Here is a 23,764-nt window from a genome sequence, read left to right as displayed (position 1 = left end):
CACTAGGTTTGTCTTTTGATTTGTGAAGATTAAATTTAAGGATTAAAGGTGAAATTCACTCGCGTTTGAACCTGCAATATTGCCTGTAACCAAAGCGCTTGTGATATTATATCCGCCGGTATAACCATGTATATCTAATACTTCACCACATAAAAATAATCCTGGCACTTGTTTTGACATCATTGTTTTAGGTTGTATTTCTTTTAATGACACACCACCACCAGTTACAAAAGCTTTATCAATGGACAATGTCCCGTTGACAGTAAAAGTAAACCCTTTAAACAATTCAACTAATTTATTAATTTGTGCGTTTGAAATATGGTGAGCTGTTAAATCATCACAAATCTGCGCTTGTTCAATAATGAATAATAAATAACGTTCTTCGATTAACCCGTGCAAACTATTTTTAATATATTTGTCAGGTGTTTCTTTTAATAAATTTCTGATTTGAGCTTCTAATTGAGCGATACTTAGATTTGGAAAAACATCAAGTTGCATTTGAATCTCTTTTTGTTTTTGACTTTTTTGCTCTTTATATACAAATTGACTACATCTTAGAGCGGCGGGGCCACTTATACCAAAATGTGTGAATATCATATCCATTTGATGGGTGATACGTTGTTTACCATTCTTTTTCAATACGGATAGGGCGATATCTTTTAAGCTTAATCCCTTTAAGCGCTTATTCTTAATAAATGATTCAGATGAGGTAATTGGGACTTCAGTCGGAAATAATTCTGTAATCGTATGCCCCAAATGTTCAGCAAATTTATAACCATCTCCGGTAGAGCCAGTTTTTGGTACACTTGTACCACCAGTCGCAATAATAAGGCTCTTACTTTCAAATTGTTGTTGGTCATTTAATACGACTTCAAACGTTTGCTGAGATGTATATTCAATAGTTTGAACAGTGGATTCTTCTTTAACGTTTACATTGTTTTGTTGTAACGTACGAATGAGTGCATCTACAACATCTTGCGCTTTATTAGATACAGGAAACATACGACCATGGTCTTCTTCTTTTAAACCTACACCTCTTGATTCGAAAAATTCAATGATTGATTCATTATCAAATACAGAGAATGGGCTATATAAAAACTTTCCATTACCAGGTATGTTTTTTATAATTTCATCATAAGGAAGGCGATTGGTAACATTACAGCGGCCGCCACCAGAAATTTTTAGTTTACGGCCCAATCCTTTTTTCTTTTCAATTAATAAAACATTTTTACTATTTTGACTTGCTGCAGCAGCAGCCATGAGTCCACTTGGACCGCCACCGATTATAATTGTTTGATACATTTTATTGCCTCCCTTAGCTATATAGTGTTATTTTATAGTAATATACTTTTGAAAAAAAGTAGTTATAACGTTATTATTAAGATTATGAGTGTAAAAATTAATTTGAGATAGGAAGATCTGAATGAGTGAAAGTAAAGAATTAGTGAGGGGCACCTTTTTAATTACGCTTAGTATTTTGATTACTAAGGTTTTAGGTGTGATATATATTATTCCATTCTACTCGATTATTGGTGGAGAGGAAAATTTGGCGCCTTTCAACTATGCATACACCCCGTATAATATAGCGATTGCTATTGCAACAGCGGGAGTCCCATTAGCAGCGTCTAAATATGTATCTAAGTATAACGCAATGGGTGCATATAAGGTCAGTGAAAAACTGTATAAATCAAGTTTTCTAGTTATGACTGTAACAGGATTTATAGGATTTTTCATCTTATATTTATTAGCTCCAACAATTGCATCTATTACTTTAGCAAATAAAGCAGGATCAAATGGCGGATGGTCAGTAGATGAAATTACATGGATTATTAGAATTATTAGCATGGTAGTTATTTTTATCCCGCTACTTGCTACATGGCGTGGTGTGTTCCAAGGTTACAAATCTATGGGACCAACGGCAGTGTCAGAAGTTATCGAACAAATCGCACGTATACTATTTATTTTAGTTGGAAGTTATTTAGTTCTTAATGTATTTAACGGTAGTGTACTTGCAGCTAATGGTATTGCTACATTTGCAGCGGCGATAGGAGCAGTTGCAGGGATTTTCACGTTATGGTATTACTGGAGAAAAAGAAAGCCTAATATTGAAAAAATGGTTGCAACGGATACAACGGATATCGATATATCATACGGTAAAATGTACAAAGAGATTATTTCTTACAGTATTCCGTTCGTCATTGTGAGTTTGAATTTTCCATTATTTAATTTAGTCGATCAATTTACACATAATAGTGCACTCGGTTTAGCTGGTGTACCAAGTCGTATGCATGACTATTTCTTTACGATTTTAAATATGACAACAAACAAAATTGTGATGATCCCAACAGCATTATCAGCAGGTTTTGCAGTAAGTTTAATTCCGTTTATTACGAAAACGTACGCCAAGGGCGAATTGAATGAAATGCACAGACAAATGCGTACGTCATTAGGTGTTTTAATGTTCATTACAGTACCTGCAAGTTTAGGTATTATGGCGTTAGCGTTACCATTATATACAGTCTTTTATAGTTATAATGTTGATGGTAGCCAAATGTTATTCTACTATGCGCCAGTAGCTATTCTCATTGGTTTACTGAGTGTAACAGCGTCAATGTTACAAGGTATTGATAAACAAAAATTAACAGTATTTGTTATATTAGCTGCAGTTGTTATAAAAGTAGTATTAAATACACCATTAATTTTAGCGTTCCATTCTGCCGGTGCGATATTAAGTACGGCAATTGCATTGTTATTTGCAGTATCATGTAACCTCTATATACTTAAAAAACATGCTAAATTTGATTTTTCAGAAACTTGGTTACACTTTGGTAAAATATTCTTATATAGTTTGATTATGATGATATCAGTTGAATTAACATTCTTTATCTTACAATTATTTATTTCAACACAATCTAAAATGGGATCGCTGATTATAATTATTGTTAGTGTGTTTGTAGGTATGTTAGTTTATGCTAGTATGACTATGAAGACAAGACTTGCAGATCAGTTTTTAGGAGATATTCCACAAAAAATTAGACGTAAGTTAGGTATCGCATAATGAGAATAGATAAATTCTTAGCTAATATGGGCGTTGGAACACGAACAGAAGTGAAGCAGTTATTAAAAAAAGGCAATGTTACCATAAATGATAAAACAGAGAAATCACCTAAGACACAAATCAATCCAGAAACTGATATTGTAAACGTTAATGAAACGCAAATTCAGTATATTGATAAAATCTATTTGATGTTAAACAAACCCAAAGGGTATTTATCAGCTACTGAAGACAATAATCAACAGACTGTTATAGATTTAGTAGAAGAATTTAGATATTTGGATGTATTTCCAGTTGGTCGTTTGGACAAAGATACTGAAGGGTTATTGCTCATTACTAACGATGGGCAGTTTAATCATCAATTGATGAGCCCAACAAAGCATGTTTCTAAGACATATGAAGTAATATCCGAAAAAATTATTACGAAAAATGATATAGAATCCTTCAAAGCGGGTATTGAATTAAATGAGGGATTGGCGAAACCTGCTCAATTAGTTGAAGGTGATGAAAAGAACAAATCATTTGTCACAATATACGAAGGAAGGTATCATCAGGTTAAGCGTATGTTTCATGCTATAGATAATGAAGTCTTAGCTTTGAAACGTATTAGCATTGGCGACTTAAAGCTAGATTCAGCATTAGCGCCAGGAGAATATCGTCATTTAACTCAACAAGATTTTAAACAATTAGGATTAAAATAATGAAGAGGTGTTATTATGTCAAATTTATTTAAAGCAGTATTAGGTATCGGTGGAGCAGCGGCTGCAGTTGTTCTTTCTAAAAAAGAAAATAGAGATAGATTAAAAGACGAGTATAGTAAATACAAGTCTAATCCAGAATCATATAAACAAAATGCGAAAGATATCGCTAGTCAAATTAGTTCAAAAGCCGGCGAAACTTATAGCGAAGTAAAACAAGATCCTAAAGGTTACGCTTCAAAAGTAAAACAAGACCCTAAAGGTTATCTTAAAGACCAAAAAAATCATTTTAGAAATGGTGCTAAAAAAGAAGACGTAGAAATTGAAGAAGCTAGATTCGATGATGAAGGTGGAGACCCTTCTAATAACCTACGTGTCGTAACTGAAGAAGAATTAAAAAATAATAGCAATAAACGTGATAATAAGTAGTAGTTTACGATTTAACGACCTAGTTCATTTAAATGAACTAGGTTTTTTTATATTAATACAGTTTTTGAAATTTATTAATATATAAAGGCTGAACTGTTTTGTTTGTTAACAAAACAGTTGGAATTTTTAAATAATAACGACATCTCACTGTAGTTTCTTCCACACTTCATGTAAAATATTAAATATATAAGTTTGGAGAAGGAAGTGGGTCACAAATGTGGAAAGACAAAGTGAAAGAATATGAAGATCTAATTGTTGAAGATTTGAAAGGTTTATTATCTATTGAAAGTGTAAGAGAAGATAATAAAGCATCAACAGAATATCCAGTTGGACCTGGTCCACGAAAAGCCTTAGATTACATGTACAAAATAGCTGAACGTGATGGGTTTGACACGCATGATGTAGACCATATTGCTGGCCGTATTGAAGCGGGTGCTGGAGAAGACGTATTTGGTATTTTATGTCATGTTGATGTTGTACCTGCTGGAGAAGGTTGGGATTCTAACCCATTTGATCCAGTCGTGACAGACGATAAAATTATTGCAAGAGGTACGCTCGATGATAAAGGTCCAACAATTGCAGCGTACTATGCAGTTAAAATATTAAATGATATGAATGTAAATTGGAAAAAACGCATACATATTATTATAGGTACTGACGAAGAGTCAGATTGGCAATGTACTGAACGTTATTTTGAAACTGAAGAAATGCCTGCTTTAGGATTTGCACCAGATGCAGAGTTCCCTGCAATTCACGGTGAAAAAGGTATTACTACTTTTGATGTGATTCAAAATGAAAAAGCAGAAGACCAAGACGAGCCAGAATACGAATTAATTTCATTCAACTCAGGTCAAAGATATAACATGGTACCTGATGAAGCTGTGGCATATGTATCTGTAAAAGAAAATATGACTGATGTGATTCAAAATTTCGAACAGTTTGTTCACGAGAACAATATCGAAGGGGAAAGTATCGTTGATAGTGGCGTACTCGTATTAAAAGTTCAAGGAAAAGCGGTACATGGTATGGATCCTTCTATAGGTGTCAATGCTGGTTTGTACTTATTGAATTTCTTATCTAATCTAAATTTAGATAAAACAGCAGCTAATTTCGTAGATTTTAGTGAAAAATACTTATTCAATTCTCATTTTGGAGAAAAAATGGGCATGAAATTCCACACAGATGTTATGGGTGATCTAACGACTAATATTGGTGTTATGTCTTATAACAATGTTGAAGGTGGAACATTTGGTATTAATTTAAGATACCCACAAGGGTTTGAATTTGAAGAAGCAATGACGCGCTTCAAGACTGAAGTTCAAGCACTTGGATTTTCAATTGAATTAGGCAAAAATCAAACACCACATTATGTAGAAAAAGATGATCCGTTTGTTCAAACATTAGTACAGGCCTATAGAAATCAAACAGGTGACGAAGCTGAACCATACACAATTGGTGGAGGCACATACGCACGTAATTTAGATAAAGGTGTTGCATTTGGAGCAATGTTCAGTGATTCAGAAGATTTAATGCACCAAAAAAACGAATATATTAGTAAAAAGCAATTATTTGATGCGACAAGCATCTATTTAGAGTCACTATATACTTTATGTGTGGAGGAATAAATATGACAAAAGTGTTAATAAATGAAAAATTACTAGAAGAAAAAGATGCAAATGTAGCTTATAACGACAGAGGTTATGTATTTGGTGACGGTATTTATGAATATGTAAGAGTTTATGATAATCAACCTTTTACTGCCAAAGCGCATTTTGAAAGATTATTAAGAAGTGCTAAAGAAATTGGCTTAGAATTAAACTATACTGTTGATGGTCTTATAGAACTCGTACGAGAACTGATAGCTGCGAATGGTGTAGTTAACGGTGGCGTATATATTCAAGTGACACGTGGTACTGCGCCGCGAGACCATGCTTTCCCTACACCATCAGTAAAAGCGAATATCACAGCTTTCACAAAATCTTATGACCGTCCGTATAAGTTGCTAGAAGAAGGTATAAATGCCGTAACGACTGAGGATATCCGCTGGTTAAGATGTGATATAAAAAGTTTGAATTTATTAGGTAACGTATTGGCAAAAGAATACGCTGTTAAATATAATGCGAAAGAAGCAATTCAACATCGTGGTGAAACTGTTACAGAAGGATCTTCAAGTAATGTTTACGTAATTAAAGATGGAGCAATTTATACGCACCCAATCAATAACTATATTTTGAACGGTATTACGCGTATGGTAATAAAAGAAATTGCTGAAGAAAAGGGTATTTCTTTTAAAGAAGAAACATTTACTCTAGACTTTTTAAAAAATGCAGATGAAGTTTTGGTTTCAAGTACATCAATTGAAGTGATGCCAGTTGTTAAATTAAATGGTGAAGCAGTGGGTGATGGAAAAGTAGGACCAATCACTAAATCGCTACAAGAAGGATTTAATAGATATATTGACACGCATAGTTAATAATTTCAATAAATGGATAGAAAATGTAACATATATTAAGGTCAAATTATGTTATAATTCTTACTGAGCCGTTTAATAGAATTCCATAAAGGTATGGAATCAAAATGTGAATTTTAATTTCTCATTTATAGTTGAAATAAAGTACCAAAGATTATAAAATCTTTTATAAGTCTGAAATTTAGAAGTAAAAAATTTCACAAAAAAAGATAGAGAAATATTAAATTAATACTCTGTTTTGAGCTAAATTATGATATGATGTAAAAGTTATTGTAAATTAGCTCAGACAGTATGAGTATTAATAAATTAAAAAGAACTTGAACCACGATGGGACAATGTGTCAGTCATAAAACTTGAGGCTGCACAATTTTGGTTGAAGTTTATAATTTTGAATTAAAAAATTATTATATATGGCTCTCGAAAATTCTTTTCAGGAGCCATTTTCTAGTTGAAAGTGAGGTGAACGTGTTGGAGCAGTTTTATCAATTAGGATGGACGCTTGATTCAGCAGGTGGCGCATCTGGTGAAGCTTATATGGCTGAACAGGATGGGCAGAAATTATTTTTAAAAAGAAATTCAAACCCTTTTATCGCAGCTTTATCTGCTGAAGGTATTGTGCCAAAACTAGTTTGGACGAAACGTATCGAAACTGGAGAAGTTGTAACGGCGCAACATTGGAAAAATGGTAGAGAACTTACTTTCAATGAAATGCACGAACAAAGAGTAGCTCATTTATTGAAAAAAATTCATAGTTCTAGAACACTATTGAATATGTTAAAACGAATGGAAATGGAGCCAATTACACCAGATATTTTGTTAAACAAAATTAATGCTTCATTATCAAGAGAAGTTTTAACGCATCATGTAGTGAGAAAAGCATTGACTTATTTAGAAGACCATATGCCTAATTTAGACCCACGCTTCTTTACCGTTGTTCATGGTGACGTCAATCATAATAATTGGCTGTTATCGGATCGTGATGAACTTTACTTAGTTGACTGGGAAGGCGCGATGATTGCTGATCCTGCAATTGATTTAGGCATGCTGCTATACAATTACGTTCCTGAAAAGAAATGGCCTCACTGGTTAGATGTTTATGGAACTAAAGATTCAATGGACTTACAAAAACGTATGAAATGGTATACAGTTATCCAATCTATAGGCATGGTCCAGTGGTATGAAGAACAAAAACGCTACAAAGATATGAACATGTGGCTCAAATTCTTAAATGAAGTAATGAATAACAATGCTTTTATATAAGGAGTTATCAGAATGAGAATGCGTTACAAGCCTTGGGCAGAAGATTACTTGAAATCACATCCTGAACTAGTGGACATGGACGGTAGTCATGCAGGGCACATAAGTGACTGGTTTGATAAAAATCAAGAAATATATATTGAAATAGGATCAGGGATGGGACAGTTTATTACAACACTTGCCGGTCAAAATCCTGATATAAATTTTATTTCTTTAGAACGAGAAAAAAGTGTAGTAGTTAATATTGTAGATAAAGTTAAAGAACTTGGTCTTACTAACATTAAATTGATATGTAATGATGCGATGGAGCTCAATGAATATTTTAAAGATAGCGAAATTGATCGTATTTATTTGAACTTTTCAGATCCATGGCCTAAAAAAAGACATACTAAGCGTAGGCTGACGTATCATACGTTTTTAGCACTGTATAAGCAAGTTTTGAAAGAAGACGGTGAACTTCACTTTAAAACAGACAACAGAGGTCTTTTTGCGTATAGTTTAGAGAGTATGTCTCAATTCGGCATGTATTTCACTAAACTCAATTTAAATCTTCATCAGGAAGATGATGAAGATAATATAGAAACTGAGTATGAAAGAAAATTTTCTGACAAAGGTTCAAGAATTTATCGAATGGAAGCAAAATTCCATAAAAATTTATAATGATTTTAAAATGAAGCTGAGACATTATGTCCTAGCTTCATTTTTTATTGTTATTCTAAATAGAATTGAATGCTTAATCAGAAAAATATTTAAACTTAGTAGATAAATTAATGTGAAATTTAAAGGTTAGTATTTTTAAAATCATATCCTTTATTTTACGTAGTAAATGTATTGTATTACTATAGTAAGTAATTGACGTTGTTACATGGTAGATGAGGAGGAATTAAATGATGAAATTAGGTAATTATAAAGTCCATTATTTAAATGGGGGTATTACGCATATTGATGGGGGCGCAATGTTTGGCGTTGTACCTAAAGCGCTATGGACAAAGAAATATGAAGTGAATGAAAAAAATCAAATTCCATTACCTACACACCCGATACTTATTCAAACTGATGATAAAAATATTGTTGTTGATACTGGTATTGGTGCTGGAAAATTAACTGATAAAGAACGAAAAATATTTGGCGTACATTATGAAAGTGATATGGAAAATGATTTGAAAGCACTAAATCTCACACTAGAGGATATTGATTATGTATTAATGACTCATCTTCATTTTGACCATGCAGCTGGTCTAACGGATAATGATGGGCATGCTGTTTTCAGTAATGCAATACACGTCATTCAGCAAGACGAATGGCATGAGTTCCAAAGTCCTAATATACGTAGTAAATCGACTTACTGGCAGAAAAATAACGGAGATTTTAAAAATAAATTAATGTTATTTGAAGAAAAGATTGAAATATGTCCTGGTATTCAAATTCGTCATACTGGTGGCCATAGTTATGGACATTCAGTAGTGACAATCGAAAGTGAAGGAGAAAAAGCCGTGCACATGGGAGACATTTTCCCGACACTGGCTCATAGAAATCCATTATGGGTAACGGCATATGATGACTATCCTATGCAATCCATAAGGGAGAAAGAACGTTTAATCCCAAACTATATCATGCAAGATTATTGGTTCTTATACTATCATGATGCTAAATATTTTGCTGTGAAATTTGATAAGAATAAATTGAATGAGATAGAAACTTATATTACAAGAAATTAAAAAGGTTAAAGTTATGAACGAAGAGATATGGATAATCACTGTTTTAGATAGGGGATGGGTGTAATCCTTGTGTCTAAACAGCGTAAATCTTTATCTCTTGTAATGTATAATCAGTGCTTTAAGCGATTGATACACTACACGTTCAAAACTTTAACCTTTTATGATTCACATTCAATAATATCTATAACTTCTCCGCTTTTTGCATCTGCAAAAAAGTCATAGTATGTTAATGTTTTATTGCTTTTTGTGGTAATACCACCTTGAAAAACAATAAAACTATTATCGGATTTTTTATACGTAATCGGTTCATTCAATATATAAGATCCTGCAACATTCATAAAGTATGTTCTTACTTCAGTAATAATTTTATCTGGATCGTGATATCGTAGATCTTTTTGACGTTTATAAAAATAAGTCACTCCGACAATTGTTGTTAGTGAAATAAATAAGATGATAAGCCAATTCTTTTTATTTAACATAACACAATCTACCTCCAATAAAGTCATATTTATAGTTTACCATAATGAAGATGATATAATAAATAGTAAGGAGTGAGAGACATTGAATATAGACAATAATAAAACATTAGCTAGAATGAAAATATTAACAGAATTACATGGGGCGCCTGGTTTTGAAGATGAAGTAAAAGCATACTTAAAATCAGAATTAGAACCATTTGTAGATGAGTTTGTTTATAATCGCATGGGTGGCTTTTACGGTGTTAAACGTTCGAAAGTAAAGAATCCAAAGCGCGTAATGGTGGCTGCTCACATGGATGAAATTGGCTTTATGATCACAAATATTACAGAAAACGGTTTGATACAATTTACAAATTTAGGTGGCGTTGCTGCAGATATTTGGCAAGGACAAAGACTTAAAGTAAAATCACGTAAAAATGAAGAAATCATCGGTGTGGTTGCAAATATTCCAAAACATTTCAGGACAGGTAATGAAGGCGCACCTAAAATAGAAGATTTACTATTAGATATTGGTTGTGAAAATCAAAAAGATGTAAGAAAACGTGGTATTGAAATTGGTGATTCAATTGTTCCAGAAACACCCTTTACACAATTATCAGAACACCGTTTCTCTAGTAAAGCTTGGGATAATCGTTATGGTTGTTTGCTTGGCATTGAATTATTGGAATTATTAAAAGATGTAGAGCTTGGCTATGATTTATATGTAGGTGCCAATGTTCAAGAGGAAGTTGGTTTAAGAGGAGCTAAAGCTTCTGCTGAATTAATAGACCCTGATGTGGCTTTTGTAGTAGACTGTTCACCAGCCAATGATATGAAAGGTAAACAAAATTTATCTGGAGAATTGGGTGCGGGTACATTAATTAGAATTAAAGATGGTACGATGCTACTTAAACCAACTTTTAGAGATTATTTATTAGATTTAGCTGATGAATTTAAAATTAAGCATCAATATTATATTTCACCTGGTGGTACAGATGGTGGAGAAATTCACAAAGCAAAAATCGGTATACCAACCGCAGTAATTGGAGTTTGTGCAAGGTATATTCATAGTACAAATGCAGTGTTTGATATAAGAGATTACGAAGCTGCAAGAGCATTATTAACACAAGCTACAACCCAATTAGATGATTCTAAAATTGAGGAATTACAATATAAATAACACATTTAGGAGTGATTGGATGCAACAATTAGAAACTGAACAACAATTTGAACAACTTAAAAACGAGCAAACGGTATTTTTATTTACAGCTGATTGGTGTCCTGACTGTAAAGTGATTGAACCTGAATTACCGCAGTTAGAAGAAAAATACACTGATTATAAATTTGTTTCAGTCGACAGAGATAAATTTATAGATATTTGTGTTGAAAATGGCATTATGGGCATACCAAGTTTCCTAGTTTTTCGTAAGGGCGCACAAATCGGTAGTTATATTGGAAAAGAGCGAAAATCCATTGAACAAATTGATGACTTTTTAGCATCTTTATAAAAAAATTACTTTGCAAATAATTAATGTTGAAATATAAAAATATATACCCTTAGAACTTACATTTTTTCTGTTCCTAAGGGTATATTTATTGTAAACTATAATAAGGCACGTAAATAGGAGTGTTAATAATGAATGTCTTTCAAATGAGAGATAAATTAAAAGAGCGATTAAGCAAACCAGAAGTGAAGTTTACTTTTAATCGTGAAGATGAAACGCTACGTATATCGAGAGTAGACAATGGCAAGGGTGTCACTGTAAAAGTTGCTACGATAGTAGCTAAATATAAAGAACAAAAAGAAAATATAGTAGATGAAATTGTATATTATGTAGAAGAAGCTATTGAACAAATGAAAGGGGAGGGGCTATCAGAGGTTAATAGTACTCAAATCATGCCAGTACTGAGATCCCCAAGCTTTGATAAAAAAGATAAAGACGGTAATACATTTGTTATCGAAGAACACACTGCAGAAACAAATATTTACTACGTAGTTGATCTTGGGAAATCATATCGTCTAATAGATGAAAAAATGTTAGAGTCAATGAAGCTATCTAAGCAACAATTAAAAGAAATGGCTTTATTTAATGTGCGAAAATTAGAAAATAAATATACTACAGATGAAGTAAAAGGTAATATATTTTACTTTATTAACTCTAATGATGGCTATGATGCAAGTAGAATCTTAAACACAACATTTTTAAATGAAATACAAGATCAATGTGAAGGTGAAATGTTAGTAGCTGTACCACATCAAGATGTCTTAATCATTGCAGATATTCGTAATAAGACGGGTTATGACGTAATGGCGCATTTAACTATGGAATTTTTCACAAAAGGTTTAGTGCCTATCACATCATTATCATTAGGGTACGATAAAGGTCATTTTGAGCCTATTTTCATTTTAGGAAAAAATAATAAACAAAAAAGAGATCCTAATGTGATACAAAGATTAGAAGCAACAAGAAAACAATACGAAAATAAAGATAAGAAATAAGGAGTATATTGATATGAATTTATTTTATAACAAAGAAGCAGTAGGAGATGTTGCATTTTTACAAGTTGAACCAGCTAGTGGTGAGTTCAACTATGAGTATAAAAGTGATGTTGTTGAAATTAAAAATGAGTCACAAGTGGTAGGTTATAACATTTTTAATATATCAGAAAAATCAACTATAAGTGGAAATGGACATGTTAAGTTAACTGAAACACTAGTTAATGAATTTCAAAAAGCTATTGAAGATGCTGGATTTACTTTTAAATTAAATGCAGATTTTTCTCCTAAGTTTGTTGTAGGCTATGTTGAAACTAAAGAAAAACATCCAGATGCTGATAAACTAAGTGTACTTCGTGTTGATGTAAGTACTGAAAAGTTACAAATAGTTTGTGGTGCAGCTAATATTGAAGCTGGACAAAAAGTAGTAGTAGCTAAAGTAGGCGCTGTAATGCCGAGTGGTATGGTTATTAAAGATGCTGAGTTAAGAGGCGTAGCTTCAAGTGGTATGATTTGTTCTATGAAAGAACTTGATTTACCAAATGCACCTCAAGAAAAAGGGATTATGGTCTTATCTGATGATTATACAGTTGGCCAAGCATTTTTTGAAGAATAAAAGGAGGTAATGTACGAATGAGCTGGTTCGACAAGTTATTTGGAGAAGATAATGATTCTACAGAAGATTATCTTAGTAAAAGAAACCAACGACGTCAAAAAGCTGCACAACAAGAAGAACAAGATTCATTACTTCCTCAGAACAATGATGTTTATGAAAGACCCAAAGGAAAATTCAGGTTTCCAATGCGTATTTTAGAAGAAGCGAATGAAGCAAAGCATCCAGAAGAAGATTCAAATTCAAAAGATAGTTCTGATTATGGTAATCAACAACATAGTGATCGTCATAGTTCAGACTCTATAAATGCCAATCATAAGCAGAGAAGACGTAGACATATCTATGATAAGACAGCTTCTAATGATGTTAATACACAAACGGAAAATCAGCAGTCACAAAAGGAAACGTATTCTGAACCAAAACGAGAATCAAAATCTCATAAAGGTCAACGAATGAGAATACAAACTGACGTTTTACGTGCAAATGCTTCTAAGAAAACTAAAAGGGATACACCTATGTATCATGAGAGCGATTTTAAAGCGAGTGAAGTTCCATCTGCTATATTTGGTACTCAAAAACCACACCCGCTAGAAAACGGTGTTATAAAACCATCAGACGAAACTGAAAACAAAGGTAGCGAGCACGAGCAAGCCCCAAATATTGGAGACAATAAAGCACATACACAATCTCCAGCACAGGAATCATCTGAAACACATGACAATAAAATTTATAATGACCAATTTGTAACACCATCAAATGAATCAACGGATAACGATGAAAATCTACAAGTTGATAATAAGCAACGATATTCATTTGAAAAAGATGATCATGTAGAAGAACAAGCGGCAGAAGATATTAATCAGCCACAACAACCTTCTGAACAACAGCAGCAATCATCAAACCAACAACCTAAAGTAAACAACACAATTAATATTGAAAATATTTATGCATCACAAATCGTAGAAGAAATTCGAAGAGAACGTGAACGTAAAGTACTTCAAAAACGCCAATTCAAAAAAGCATTGCAACAAAAACGTCAGGAAAATCAAGATAATAACGAAGACAGCATACAAAAAGCAATAGATGAAATGTATGCCAAACAAGCACACCATTTTATTGGTGAAAGTTCTTTAGACGAAGAGGGCAAGGCTAAAAATGTTTCTGAAAATGAAACAGAAGCATCGGTTCAAGACGCTCAAATATCTGATGATAGTCAACAAAATGAAGATGATACACAAGTAGGTGCTACATCTCCATTTAATTATGAAGAAATTAATTTGGATAATGTGCGTGATGTACATACAATTAATGAGGAATATGTAAATGTAGATTCTGAATCAATGGATAATCACATTGAAAATACGTCATCAGTTGAGCACCAAACTTTAAATGATGATGTTGAAACAACGATTTCAAACGATGATACTTTAAATACAGTTGAAGATAATGATGAAAGGGTTTCTGATGAAAATTTTTACGCAGAAATAAAAGATAATGACGATATATCAGACGCTCAATATAGAGAAGTGACAAGACTGCAAAATGATTCAGCTGAAGCGGATGCAGTAATATCTGAAACCGAGAGGGATACGCATTCTGAAGATCACCAAACAGCGACTGAAACAGAACTAAATAGTGTTCAAGATATGACACAACCATCAGAGTCAGAGATGTCATCGGAACCTGTATCTAATGAAATAGCAGAAGCACAACAAGATTCAACCCAATACAATTCAGAACAACCTGAGAATGCTCAATTTGAAAGTAAAGATGAAGGGGCTAGTCAAGAAACACAGCTTAATTCAAGTAGTACGCAATCAAGCGAAGTGACTAGAAACAGAAATCAAACATCAATTAGAAAAGGCGGCAAGCCATTTAATGTTGTTATGACACCTTCTGACAAAAAACGTATGATGGATGCTAAAAAACTTAAAAATAGTAATCAGCACTTTACTAATTCAAGTAACGCATCACAACCATCACAAAATGAAAGTAAAGAAATTGAATCAAAACATTTTGATAATGAAACAAATGGGCGAGAGCAACAAGAACAAAATCTGACAACGACGGCTGAAATAACTAACCATCCTTCAAATTCGATGGATGGATCAAATCATAGTGAACAATCTATCAATCATAAAACGTCAGAAAAACATGACAGTGAAATGAATCCATCTTCAGTTGACGCCAATCAACATGCAGGGCATGATGGAACTGAATTTAATAATGAACAAGTGTCACAAAGTCCACAAAATCAAGAACCAAAATTAAAACCCGAGATGACACACAATCAATTAGATGCTAGCAAAACAACTGACAACAGTGGTAAGCCAACAATTAGAAGAGGACCTAATATTAAGTTGCCTAACTTAGATTTATTAGAAGAACCTAAACAACATGAAATTGATAACGCTTGGATTGAAGATAAAAAACAAGAACTTAATGATGCGTTTTATTATTTCAATGTACCGGCCGAAGTTCAAAATGTTACTGAAGGACCAAGTGTCACACGTTTTGAATTATCAGTAGAAAAAGGTGTCAAAGTTTCTCGAATCACTGCATTGCAAGACGACATTAAAATGGCGCTTGCAGCTAAAGATATTCGTATAGAAGCACCAATTCCAGGCACTAGCCTTGTGGGTATAGAGGTTCCTAATCAGAACGCTACAACAGTCAATCTACGTTCAATTATTGAAGACCCTACGTTTAAAAATGCAGAGTCTAAATTAACTGTTGCTATGGGACTTAGAATTAATAACGAACCTTTACTAATGGATATATCTAAAACCCCACATGCACTTATAGCTGGTGCAACTGGTTCAGGTAAATCTGTATGTATAAATAGTATTTTAATGTCATTGTTATATAAAAATCATCCAGAAGAGCTAAAATTATTACTTATTGATCCTAAAATGGTAGAATTGGCACCATATAATGATTTACCACATCTGGTAGCGCCTGTTATTACTGACGTAAAAGCGGCTACACAAAGCTTGAAATGGGCTGTAGAAGAAATGGAACGTCGTTATAAAGTATTTGCAAAATATCATGTGAGAAACATTACTGCTTTTAATAAAAAAGCAACTTATGAAGATAGAATGCCAAAAATTGTTATAGTAATAGATGAATTAGCTGATTTAATGATGATGGCTCCACAAGAAGTGGAACAATCTATCGCACGTATTGCACAAAAAGCGCGTGCATGTGGGATTCATATGTTAGTAGCAACACAACGTCCATCAGTGAATGTCATTACAGGTTTAATTAAGGCAAATATACCTACAAGAATTGCATTTATGGTATCATCTAGCGTTGATTCAAGAACGATTTTAGATAGTGGCGGTGCAGAACGTTTGTTAGGTTATGGAGATATGCTTTATTTAGGCAGTGGTATGAATAAACCGATACGTGTTCAAGGCACGTTTGTATCGGATGATGAAATAGACGATGTCGTTGATTTTATAAAACAACAAAGAGATCCAGAATATTTATTTGAAGAAAAGGAATTATTGAAAAAAACAGAAGCACAACCTCAGGATAGTTTATTCGATGATGTATGTAGATTTATGTTGAAAGAAGGTCATATTTCTACTTCATTAGTACAACGCCATTTCCAAATTGGCTATAATCGTGCAGCGAGAATTGTAGACCAATTAGAACAGTTAGGTTATGTTTCTGGAGCGAATGGTTCAAAACCAAGAGATGTATACATTACAGAATCAGATTTGAATGAGAATTAAATAGAGATAAAGGAGTGTTACAATGACACATTATCATTTTGTCGGCATAAAAGGTGCCGGCATGAGTTCATTAGCACAAATAATGCATGATCTTGGAAATGAAGTACAAGGTTCAGATATAAATCATTATGTTTTTACAGAGGTGGCATTACAAAATAAAGGTATTAAAATATTACCTTTTGACGAAAACAACATAAAAGAAAACATGGTTATTGTTCAAGGTAATGCATTTCCAAATTCACATGAAGAGGTTGTTAAGGCGAATGAATTAAAACTTGATGTCATTCGCTATCACGACTTTTTAGGTCATATTATTAGTCAATATACGTCTGTAGCTGTAACAGGTGCACATGGTAAAACATCTACAACTGGGTTATTGTCACATGTGATGAATGGAGATAAAAAGACATCATTTTTAATTGGAGATGGCACTGGTTTAGGTATTCCAGCAAGTGATTATTTCGCATTTGAAGCTTGTGAATACCGAAGACATTTCCTAAGTTATCATCCAGATTATGCCATTATGACAAACATTGATTTTGATCACCCGGATTACTTTAAAGATGTTGAAGACGTGTTTAATGCTTTCCAAGAAATGGCACATAACGTTAAAAAAGCAATCATTGCATGGGGCGATGACGATCATTTACGTAAGATAGAAGTAGATGTACCAGTATATTATTATGGTTTTTCAAAAAATGATGATGTTTATGCTGATAACCTTCAAATTAGTGAATATGGAACTAAATTTGATGTGTACATTAAAAATGAATACTATGATACTTTCCTTTCTCCGCAATTTGGGGATCATAATATTTTAAACGGGCTTGCTGTAATTACAGTTAGCTATCTTGAAAGTTTGAATGTAAATAATATAAAAGAAGCTTTAGAAACATTTGGCGGCGTAAAACGCAGATTTAATGAAACAAAAGTGGGAAAACAAGTATTAGTTGACGATTATGCACACCATCCTAGAGAGATTAGTGCTACAATTGAGACAGCTAGAAAGAAATATCCAAATAAAGAAGTTGTAGCTGTATTCCAACCTCATACTTTTAGTCGAACGCAAGCATTCTTAGATGATTTTGCTGAAAGTTTAAATTTAGCAGATAAAACTTTCTTATGTGAAATTTTTGGTTCAATAAGAGAAAATACTGGTAATTTAACAATTCAAGACTTAATCCAAAGAATTGATAATGCGACATTAATTGATGAAACCACTGTGAATGCGCTAGAACAATATAGTGATGCAATTATTTTATTTATGGGTGCGGGCGATATTCAGAAGATTCAACGTGCTTATATGAAAGAAATGGGTGTTACTACCTCATTTTAATATGTTTATGTTAAAATGATTTGGGTATTTATATTAAATAACAACATATGATTAATAGGAGGCGTTTTAAATGGAATGGATTTTACCTATAGCTGGTATTATTGCGGCGATTGCTTTTCTTATTTTAGTAATTGGTATCGTTGTAATTTTACTTTCAGTTAAGAAAAACTTAGATCACGTTGCTAAAACTCTTGATGGTGTTGAAGGACAAATTCAAGGTATTACACGTGAATCTACGGATTTACTTCATAAAGCAAATCGCTTAACTGAAGATATCCAAGACAAATCAGATCGTTTGAATTCTGTAGTTGATGCAGTGAAAGGCATCGGTGAATCAGCTCAAACGTTAAATGGTTCAGTTGATCGAGTTACAAACTCAATCACGCACAATATTTCTCAAAATGAAGATAAAATTTCTCAAGTAGTCCAATGGTCAAATGTAGCAATGGAAGTTGCTGATAAATGGCAAAATAGAAGAAATCGTAGAGATAGTGCAAATTATAAAGCGAGCAGTGTAGCAGATGATTCTAATCATAGCTATACTACACGTGTAGATAATAAATAATTCGTATATTTAATCAAACAAATGCACTTAAATGAGGTATGAAACTTATTTAAGTGCATTTGTTATAGGAGGCATTCAATTATGAAGTACTATAACCGTGATAATTACGAAAGAAATGTAGAAAGTTATGAAGTGCCAGAATATTTTACTAGAGGTGCCAGAAATGAGTTTGTTTACGGATTTCTTATAGGCGCATTTATTGGTTCAGCTGTGGGATTAATTTCTATAAGCAAATCACGCACAAAAGCTGAATCTCAAGTTGATTCTGAAGATGAATCACGCTTTAAATCTAGTATCATTGAGCAGTCTGATAGCGAACAAGCGGACGCTGAACAACAAGTAGATGGTATTAAATCGACTATCGCAGATGCGCAAAACAAAAATGCTGAAGCCACAAATTCTGAATTAGCTGCTCAAAAAGCGGCGATTCATCAGGAAACTTCAGACAATAATTTAGCTGATACGTCACCACAAGCACAAGACCTGCAAGACGATAATAAATTGAATCAGAGTGACGATACAACAACACATATCGATGCCGATTCAGAACCTACTGAGGACGAAGTCAATGCGCAACAAAATGCTATTAAAGAGGAAGCTGCAGATAATAACTTAGCTGATTCCACTACTACATCTTCAAATAATAAAGGTGCCCAAACTGCAGCTGCAGCAACAGGTGGTGCTATAGCAGCAGGTAGTTTAGCTAAAGTGGCACATGATAAAAAGCAATCATTAAACGATGATTCACAAGTTGCAGAAAATACAGATAATCTTTTGAAATCTGAAGAAACAACAAATGGTGATACTCAAAAAGATGCACCTAATTTAGTTACTAAAAACTCAAAAGAAGACGAAAGCAAAAATAATAGTCATTTGAAAGCAGGCGCTATAGCAGGTACTGTCACAGCATCTGGATTAGCGTTAGCAGCTAAAAATAAAAACAAAGCTTTAAATGATGATAACAAAGTCGCTGAAAATACAGCAAGTTTATTAAAACCAGAATCACCTAAACAAAACATCCAAAAAGATGTGCCTAATTTAGTAACCCCTAAAGTTGATCATGCTGTAGAATCAACTGATAAAGTAGATAATTCTGCAGACAAAAATAATGATACTATTGCACAACCAGAAAAAGCAGAACAACGTGTAAAACAGACACATAAAACTGTAAGTTTTAAAGATGGTATTATAATTCATAATGAAGCAGAAACAGGTATTAGTAATCAAACTGCAAGCCAAGCGCAACAGAACGAAGGTACAACAAATGCAACAGAGAAAACATCATCATTTAAAGATGGTATCCTTGTGCATGATGAAGTAGAGACTGATAAAACAAGTGAATCAGCAGACAACAGTGATACACAACAAAGTAAAAATGAATATAATGAACCAACTTACTCTAAAAACAGATCACAATTGAAAAAATCAGAAAAAGCTCAAAGTAAAATAGACAAAAGAACTTTTAATGATTAATCATTACTAAAACTGAAATATAATAAAAGGAATCGAGCAAAAATTTGTTCGATTCCTTTTTAATTAGACTATCTATGCACTAGGTCATATAAAGTTTAATACGAATTAGAATTTATTAAACGAATAAAGGTTTTTAATGTATTATATTGATATTTTTATAGTATTATAAATACGTAATTGTGTATGAGGCACCTAGGACGTTATTTAAATCATCTAGAACGGCTACAAATGCTTTATTGAACCTATTGATTGATTAGACTATATAGCTACAGTGTGATACCTCAGAACGCAATGTGCTTTTTAAATTTATAATGAACGCTTAAAGATAGCAAAAAATAATTTTAAGACAAAAACGTAGTTATTTAATAAAAACTTGAGTATATAATCATTTTGAGATTGCAATTCTGCACTTATTTCAACATTAAATTAAATGAAACTTAAGTTAATTTATTATTGAAAATGAAAGAATAGTGTAAAATATTACTGGTAAATGACTGAAAATTCAGTTACCATTAGGGATATTCACTTAAAAAAGTGAAATTTTAACAATCATTGCTTGAACTTATAAGTAGTTATTGTTAGAATTACGTTTAACAAATATTTTATCGCTTTAAAGCAGAATAAAATATCGATTTTAAATTTTTCATAGAGGTGAATAAAATGACAGACAAATTACAAGAATTCAGAAGCGAGATTGTAGATATTAATGAAGAAATTTTAAATCTTTTATCTAAAAGAGGAAAAATAGCACAAAAAATTGGTGAGGAAAAACGTAAGCAAGGTACAGCTGTATACGATCCTCAACGTGAAAAAGAAATGATTAACAAATTATTAGATAAAAACGAAGGTCCATTTAATGATAATGTGATCAAACAATTATTCAAAGAAATTTTTAAAGCCTCTACTGATTTACAAAAATCTGAAAATGAAAAGCATTTATATGTATCTAGAAAATTAAAACCAGAAGATACAATTGTACAATTCGATAATGGAGGCATTATTGGAAGTGGTAACAAATCTTTCGTATTTGGCCCATGTTCAGTTGAATCTCAAGAGCAAGTTGATGCAGTTGCAGCTAATTTACAAGCTAGAGGTGAAAAATTCATTAGAGGTGGTGCTTTCAAACCGCGTACATCTCCGTATGACTTCCAAGGCTTAGGTGTTGAAGGTCTTAAAATCCTTAAAAACACTAAAGACAAATATGGCCTGAATGTTGTTAGTGAAATTGTAAGCCCTGCAGATTTCGAAGTAGCAGATGATTATTTAGATGTATTCCAAATTGGTGCACGTAATATGCAAAACTTTGAATTATTAAAAGAGGCAGGTCGTTCAAATAAACCGGTATTATTAAAACGTGGTTTATCTGCAACAATTGAAGAATTTATCTTTGCAGCAGAATACATTGCTTCTCAAGGTAATGAAAACATTATTCTTTGTGAACGCGGAATCCGTACTTACGAGAAAGCAACAAGAAACACATTAGATATCTCTGCAGTACCTATTTTAAAACAAGGTACGCATTTACCAGTAATGGTTGATGTTACACACAGTACAGGACGTAAAGATATCATGTTACCAACAGCTAAAGCTGGCTTAGCAGTAGGCGCAGATGGCATCATGGCTGAAGTTCATCCTGACCCTTCAGTTGCATTAAGTGATAGTGGACAACAAATGGACTTTGATGAATTCGAAAATTTCTACAATGAAATTAAACCACTAGCTGATATGTACAATAACAAACAATTAAAATAAGAAATATAGAAATAACCCTTGTTACGTTTCTACTTAAAGTAGTAAATGTAATAGGGGTTTTTGTGTTTTTATTTTTCTTTAAATGAATAGAGCATATTGTGGGTAAGTTATATAATATTCATAATTTAAAGTGATAAGCCAACCGCATTATCATATTTAAATATAAAAAAATAAAGGACGAATTATCAAATTACGCTTGATTTTAATGAAAAGCATAAAAATTTAAACGAAAAAGGTTTGTTTTCACCGAAAATAAGAAATATAATACATTTAGTAGGTTTATAATTTTATGAAATGACATAATTATGACATTCAAAACAAAACTATTTTACATTTAGTCAAAATATGGTAAACTTTGAAAATGTTATGAAAACAGAGTATAATAATAAAGAAATCGCTTTCAAGGAGGAAATTATGACTGTAACTATATATGATGTAGCTAGAGAAGCAAGAGTTTCTATGGCAACTGTCTCACGTGTTGTTAATGGCAATCAAAATGTTAAACCCGAAACACGTGACAAAGTAAACGATGTAATTAATAAATTGAACTACCGTCCAAACGCAGTAGCAAGAGGATTAGCTAGTAAACGAACAACAACAGTAGGCGTTATTATTCCAGATATTTCTAATGTCTATTATTCGCAACTTGCTCGAGGATTAGAAGATATAGCAACAATGTATAAATATCATTCAATTATTTCAAATTCTGATAATGATCCAAGTAAAGAAAAAGAAATATTTAACAACCTTTTAAGTAAACAAGTAGATGGCATTATTTTCTTAGGTGGAACAATCTCAGAAGAAATCAAAGAATTGATTAATAAAACTTCAGTACCTGTAGTAGTTTCAGGTACAAACGGTAAAGATGAAGGTATTTCATCTGTAAATATTGATTTCGAATCAGCAGCTAAACAAATTACAAATCAATTAATCGAAAATGGCGCAAAAACATTTGCTTTTGTAGGTGGCGATTATTCTAAAAAGGCACAAGAAGATGTGCTAGTAGGATTAAAAGATGTCTTAGCAGAGCATAAACTTTCATTAAATGAAGGATTGATTTTTAATGGTAATGAGACTTATAAAGATGGTCTACGTGCATTTGATGCATTGAAATCTGCTAAGCCAGATGCGATTCTATCAATCAGTGATGAACAAGCAATTGGTTTAGTTCATGCTGCACAAGATGCTGGAATCAAGGTTCCCGAGTCATTACAAATTGTAAGTTTTAACAATACTAGACTAGTTGAAATGGTAAGACCTCAATTATCTAGTGTGATCCAACCGTTATACGATATAGGCGCAGTGGGCATGAGACTGCTTACTAAATACATGAATGATGAAGAAATCGAAGAACCTAATGTGATTTTACCGCATAGAATTGAGTATAGAGGTACTACAAAATAGATGTTTTGTAGATCCATCAAAGTATATTTAATAATAACTTGAATGTTAATAAAATATGATGAAATATAAAAACGAAATGCTTATTAATTCAACTTTCGTTTCAAAAATGCCAACAAAGTTCTAGTCTTTGTTGGCATTTTTTGTGCACGCTTACCATAAGTGTGACGTTAATCTTAAATTATTTCATATAGTACACGGTGTAGTGGAAGAAAAAAGTGTCTATGTATGCCTCGATAATTTGTGTCTATAATGAAAATATCGATGAGTCATGTAAAAAGACAAACCAATGCTTTTAGAGC

20 protein-coding genes are annotated in these 23,764 nt (G+C 32.7%); 18 read left to right on the top strand and 2 right to left on the bottom strand.

The window, feature by feature from the left end; genetic code table 11:
• Positions 1 to 42: 42 nt before the first annotated feature.
• Positions 43 to 1,302, bottom strand: a complete 1,260-nt coding sequence (locus tag M4L39_RS14255) for an NAD(P)/FAD-dependent oxidoreductase (protein ID WP_277582587.1) — start codon at positions 1,300 to 1,302, stop codon at positions 43 to 45.
• Positions 1,303 to 1,423: 121 nt separating this feature from the next.
• On the opposite strand from M4L39_RS14255, the gene M4L39_RS14250 reads away from it, so the two are divergent.
• The 8 genes from M4L39_RS14250 to M4L39_RS14215 all read left to right on the top strand — a co-directional run bounded on the left by M4L39_RS14250 (position 1,424) and on the right by M4L39_RS14215 (position 9,627).
• Positions 1,424 to 3,058, top strand: a complete 1,635-nt coding sequence (locus M4L39_RS14250) for a putative polysaccharide biosynthesis protein (RefSeq protein ID WP_277582586.1) — start codon at positions 1,424 to 1,426, stop codon at positions 3,056 to 3,058.
• Positions 3,058 to 3,756 carry a pseudouridine synthase gene (locus tag M4L39_RS14245; RefSeq protein WP_277582585.1) on the top strand — a complete coding sequence of 233 codons (699 nt, stop codon included), beginning with the start codon at positions 3,058 to 3,060 and terminating at the stop codon, positions 3,754 to 3,756. The genes M4L39_RS14250 and M4L39_RS14245 overlap by 1 nt, the downstream gene beginning before the upstream one ends.
• A gap of 15 nt (positions 3,757 to 3,771) precedes the next feature.
• Positions 3,772 to 4,182, top strand: a complete 411-nt coding sequence (locus M4L39_RS14240) for a YtxH domain-containing protein (protein WP_277582584.1) — start codon at positions 3,772 to 3,774, stop codon at positions 4,180 to 4,182.
• A 215-nt stretch (positions 4,183 to 4,397) separates the two neighbouring features.
• Complete coding sequence (pepV, locus tag M4L39_RS14235; protein ID WP_277582583.1) at positions 4,398 to 5,807, top strand: dipeptidase PepV; 1,410 nt, start codon at positions 4,398 to 4,400, stop codon at positions 5,805 to 5,807.
• A gap of 2 nt (positions 5,808 to 5,809) precedes the next feature.
• The gene (gene dat / locus M4L39_RS14230; protein WP_277582582.1) at positions 5,810 to 6,655 is read left to right on the top strand and encodes a D-amino-acid transaminase; all 846 of its coding nucleotides are present in this window, start codon (positions 5,810 to 5,812) and stop codon (positions 6,653 to 6,655) included.
• Positions 6,656 to 7,120: 465 nt separating this feature from the next.
• Complete coding sequence (locus M4L39_RS14225; protein ID WP_277582581.1) at positions 7,121 to 7,912, top strand: phosphotransferase family protein; 792 nt, start codon at positions 7,121 to 7,123, stop codon at positions 7,910 to 7,912.
• A 12-nt stretch (positions 7,913 to 7,924) separates the two neighbouring features.
• Positions 7,925 to 8,569 (top strand): tRNA (guanosine(46)-N7)-methyltransferase TrmB, encoded by a 645-nt coding sequence (trmB, locus tag M4L39_RS14220; RefSeq protein WP_277582580.1) that lies wholly within the window; start codon positions 7,925 to 7,927, stop codon positions 8,567 to 8,569.
• 230 nt (positions 8,570 to 8,799) lie between these two features.
• On the top strand, positions 8,800 to 9,627 hold the full coding sequence (locus M4L39_RS14215; RefSeq protein ID WP_277582588.1) for a YtnP family quorum-quenching lactonase: 828 nt from the start codon (positions 8,800 to 8,802) through the stop codon (positions 9,625 to 9,627).
• A 158-nt stretch (positions 9,628 to 9,785) separates the two neighbouring features.
• Here the strand turns inward: M4L39_RS14215 and M4L39_RS14210 are convergent, their stop codons facing one another.
• A complete protein-coding gene (locus M4L39_RS14210; protein ID WP_277582579.1) occupies positions 9,786 to 10,106 on the bottom strand; it encodes a hypothetical protein in 321 nt (106 codons plus the stop codon).
• Positions 10,107 to 10,221: 115 nt separating this feature from the next.
• Between M4L39_RS14210 and M4L39_RS14205 the strand changes: the two genes are divergently transcribed.
• From M4L39_RS14205 to ccpA, 10 genes are all read left to right on the top strand, one after another.
• Positions 10,222 to 11,265 (top strand): M42 family metallopeptidase, encoded by a 1,044-nt coding sequence (locus M4L39_RS14205; RefSeq protein WP_431197641.1) that lies wholly within the window; start codon positions 10,222 to 10,224, stop codon positions 11,263 to 11,265.
• A gap of 19 nt (positions 11,266 to 11,284) precedes the next feature.
• A complete protein-coding gene (locus M4L39_RS14200) occupies positions 11,285 to 11,593 on the top strand; it encodes a thioredoxin family protein (protein WP_277582577.1) in 309 nt (102 codons plus the stop codon).
• A gap of 128 nt (positions 11,594 to 11,721) precedes the next feature.
• Positions 11,722 to 12,585, top strand: a complete 864-nt coding sequence (locus tag M4L39_RS14195; RefSeq protein WP_277582576.1) for a DUF1444 domain-containing protein — start codon at positions 11,722 to 11,724, stop codon at positions 12,583 to 12,585.
• A gap of 13 nt (positions 12,586 to 12,598) precedes the next feature.
• A complete protein-coding gene (ytpR, locus tag M4L39_RS14190) occupies positions 12,599 to 13,198 on the top strand; it encodes a YtpR family tRNA-binding protein (RefSeq protein WP_277582575.1) in 600 nt (199 codons plus the stop codon).
• 17 nt (positions 13,199 to 13,215) lie between these two features.
• Positions 13,216 to 16,935, top strand: coding sequence for a DNA translocase FtsK (locus tag M4L39_RS14185; protein ID WP_277582574.1), 3,720 nt, complete (start codon positions 13,216 to 13,218; stop codon positions 16,933 to 16,935).
• A 22-nt stretch (positions 16,936 to 16,957) separates the two neighbouring features.
• Positions 16,958 to 18,271, top strand: coding sequence for a UDP-N-acetylmuramate--L-alanine ligase (murC, locus tag M4L39_RS14180; RefSeq protein ID WP_277582573.1), 1,314 nt, complete (start codon positions 16,958 to 16,960; stop codon positions 18,269 to 18,271).
• 70 nt (positions 18,272 to 18,341) lie between these two features.
• Positions 18,342 to 18,836: a DUF948 domain-containing protein gene (locus tag M4L39_RS14175; protein WP_002507318.1), complete on the top strand. Its 495-nt coding sequence runs from the start codon at positions 18,342 to 18,344 to the stop codon at positions 18,834 to 18,836.
• An 81-nt stretch (positions 18,837 to 18,917) separates the two neighbouring features.
• Positions 18,918 to 20,309 carry a hypothetical protein gene (locus tag M4L39_RS14170; protein WP_277582572.1) on the top strand — a complete coding sequence of 464 codons (1,392 nt, stop codon included), beginning with the start codon at positions 18,918 to 18,920 and terminating at the stop codon, positions 20,307 to 20,309.
• 660 nt (positions 20,310 to 20,969) lie between these two features.
• Positions 20,970 to 22,061: a bifunctional 3-deoxy-7-phosphoheptulonate synthase/chorismate mutase gene (locus tag M4L39_RS14165; RefSeq protein WP_277582571.1), complete on the top strand. Its 1,092-nt coding sequence runs from the start codon at positions 20,970 to 20,972 to the stop codon at positions 22,059 to 22,061.
• Between the two features lie 414 nt (positions 22,062 to 22,475).
• Complete coding sequence (gene ccpA, locus M4L39_RS14160; protein WP_277582570.1) at positions 22,476 to 23,465, top strand: catabolite control protein A; 990 nt, start codon at positions 22,476 to 22,478, stop codon at positions 23,463 to 23,465.
• The last annotated feature ends 299 nt before the right edge of the window (positions 23,466 to 23,764 follow it).

Source organism: Staphylococcus equorum, assembly GCF_029531845.1.
Lineage (GTDB): Bacteria > Bacillota > Bacilli > Staphylococcales > Staphylococcaceae > Staphylococcus > Staphylococcus equorum_C.
This window is presented reverse-complemented; position numbering and strand designations above follow the sequence as displayed.